The 2,565-nt window shown below is 57.3% G+C and carries 2 pseudogenes; both read left to right on the top strand.

The features are described from left to right. A pseudogene (locus NKH99_RS32510) lies at positions 1-670 on the top strand (calcium-binding protein); the annotation flags it as partial. Positions 671-1,523: 853 nt separating this feature from the next. Further along, positions 1,524-2,565 (top strand): annotated as a pseudogene (locus tag NKH99_RS32515) (hypothetical protein); the annotation flags it as partial.

Genomic DNA, 2,565 nt, shown 5'->3' on the forward strand with positions numbered 1-2,565 from the left:
CAACCTCACCGGCAATGAGTTCGCCCAGAGCATCGGGGGTAACGCCGGCGCCAATGTCATTAATGGCGGCGGTGGCGCCGATACGATGGTCGGCTATGGCGGCAATGACACCTACTATGTGGACAATGCCGGCGACAGAGTTTATGAGGCGGTCGGCGGCGGTACCGACAGGGTGTTCGCTGCTGTGAGCCATGCGCTTTCGGCCAGTTCACAGATCGAGCTTCTCGCCACCACCAGCCCGTCCGGTACGTCTGCAATCAACCTGACCGGCAACGCCTTTGCCCAAACCATCCAAGGCAATGCCGGCGCCAATGTCATCAGTGGTGGCGGCGGTGCTGACATCTTGACCGGTAACGGAGGCAACGATGCATTCGTGTTCAACAGCGCCCTTGGACCCGGCAATATCGACAAGGTCACCGACTTCAACAAGCTCCAGGACAAGATCCAGCTCGACGACGCCGTTTTTGCCGGGCTTAAGCTGGGTGGCCTTTCATCCGATGCTTTCTTTGCTGGCACGGCTGCGCATGACAGCTCCGACCATATAATCTACAACAGCTCAACCGGAGCGCTCTCTTTCGACAGCGACGGCATCGGCGGCGCAGCTCAAATACAGTTCGCCACTCTCTCTCCAGGTCTGTCGCTTACGGCAGGTTCGTTCCTTGTGATCTGAACGACCCGGAACGGCGGACCTTCAATTCGAGACGGTCCGCCGCTTTATCTTTGTTCAAGCACCGGATTTTTCCAAAGCGGGATGCCCATTTCTGGCTGATGCTCAACCTTCGTCACCCAGCGGGTTCGAGTTGTGTGCGTCAAGTTCAGCAAAATGGCGTGGCATTGCGTTGACGTCGGCGTGTCCGCCGCGCAGCCCCCGTGTTTAGCGGAGCGGCGGACACATGACGGTGCTCAGGCGGCCAAGGCCCTCAGGCTCTCCAGCTGGGAACCGCCCTACTCTCACCTTTTGGGCGGTTTCCTAAATTGATTTGATCTCGATCACGGAGATCTGCCGACCGATACCAGGTGACGAGCGCGCAGATGCCTACGAATTGTCCACAGCTAATTGGTTGGGCAGTGAAACTGTGGAGGGGCCCGGAGTCAGAGGTTAACGTCATTTTGAATTTCCGTACGAAAGTTGACGTCTAACGCATTAAAATCTATAAATGTATAGCCATTATAAAAATATCGAGGAACTTCAAAAACTACAGCGCCTTCAAAATAAAGTCGCAATTCTGGCATCATTCTGACATCAGAAGACAATAAGCATCTTGTCCTAAGTCGCTGCTGTCAAAATAAGTCACAATCCGTGCAGCATTCCTACAAACGGTCAATGATTCTATCGACGGGTGTCTGTATGTGATTTGGCGCTAATATACGCCGTCTGTAGGTAGACGCCGGGCGCTATTCGAAATCAGAAAAAGGAATATTGGATGGCAACTCTGCATTATACGTCGGGTGGATCCGCCACCGAAATCGCAACTGCCGGCTTCAATCTGGCTGACGTTCAGTACGCTTCGCAAGTCGACGCGTTGCCGGACGGCATGAAGGGTCTGGTGTACCTCAACGAGCACGAGGGCGTAACTTCATCCTTCATCGAGAAAATGACCCCCTTCCTCGGCAATCCGAATGTGTTCGGATTCTATCTGGTTGACGAGCCCGATCCCACGGGCAGGTGGGGCACCTATGCAACCGCCGAGAACCTGAAAGCGGAATCCGACTGGATCCATGAGCATTTTCCAGGCGCCAAGACCTTCGTCACCATGATGAATATGGGATCCCCTACCAATCCGGATTTTACCAACACCTACAATCCGGCCAACACGCATATCGACTATTTTGGAATAGACCCCTATCCGGTGCGCACGGGAACGGACACGGTCGACTACGACATGATCGACCGAGCCGTGGCTGCAGCGGTGAAGTCGGGCATCCCGATCAGCAACATCGTTCCGGTCTTCCAGGCCTTTGGCGGCGGCAATTGGGAGACTTCCGATGGCGGCAGACAGGTCATGCCCACCACCGAACAGATGCAAACCATGATGGATCATTGGGCCAAGCTGGTTCCGTCACCCGCCTTCGACTATACCTACAAGTGGGGAACGCAGAACGGCGATACCGCGCTTGAAAGCTCCTCGGAACTGCAAGCCGTTTTCCGGGAACACAACACCACTACCGCTGCGGCCTCAGACACCACCAGCAGCGACAGCAGTGCTGCTGCGCCCGCGTCCGACGCCGCCACCAGCGATAGCAGCTCGACTGTGACTGCGCCTTCCCATGCCGCAACCGGCGATAGCAGCTCGACTGCGACCGCGCCTTCCCATGCCGCCACCGGCGATAGCACCAGCGATGGCAGCTCGACCGCGACGGCGCCTTCGCACCTCATCGCAAGCGATGGCAGTTCGACTGCGACCGCCGCCGGCGCCACCACGAGCGATGGCAGCTCGACTGCCGCCCCTTCCCATGCCGCCACCGGCGATAGCACCAGCGCCGCCACCGGCGATAGCACCAGCGATGGCAGCTCGACCGCGACGGCGCCTTCGCACCTCATCGCAAGCGATGGCAGTTCGACTG

It is taken from the genome of Mesorhizobium sp. M0854 (genome assembly GCF_040319815.1).
GTDB lineage: Bacteria > Pseudomonadota > Alphaproteobacteria > Rhizobiales > Rhizobiaceae > Mesorhizobium.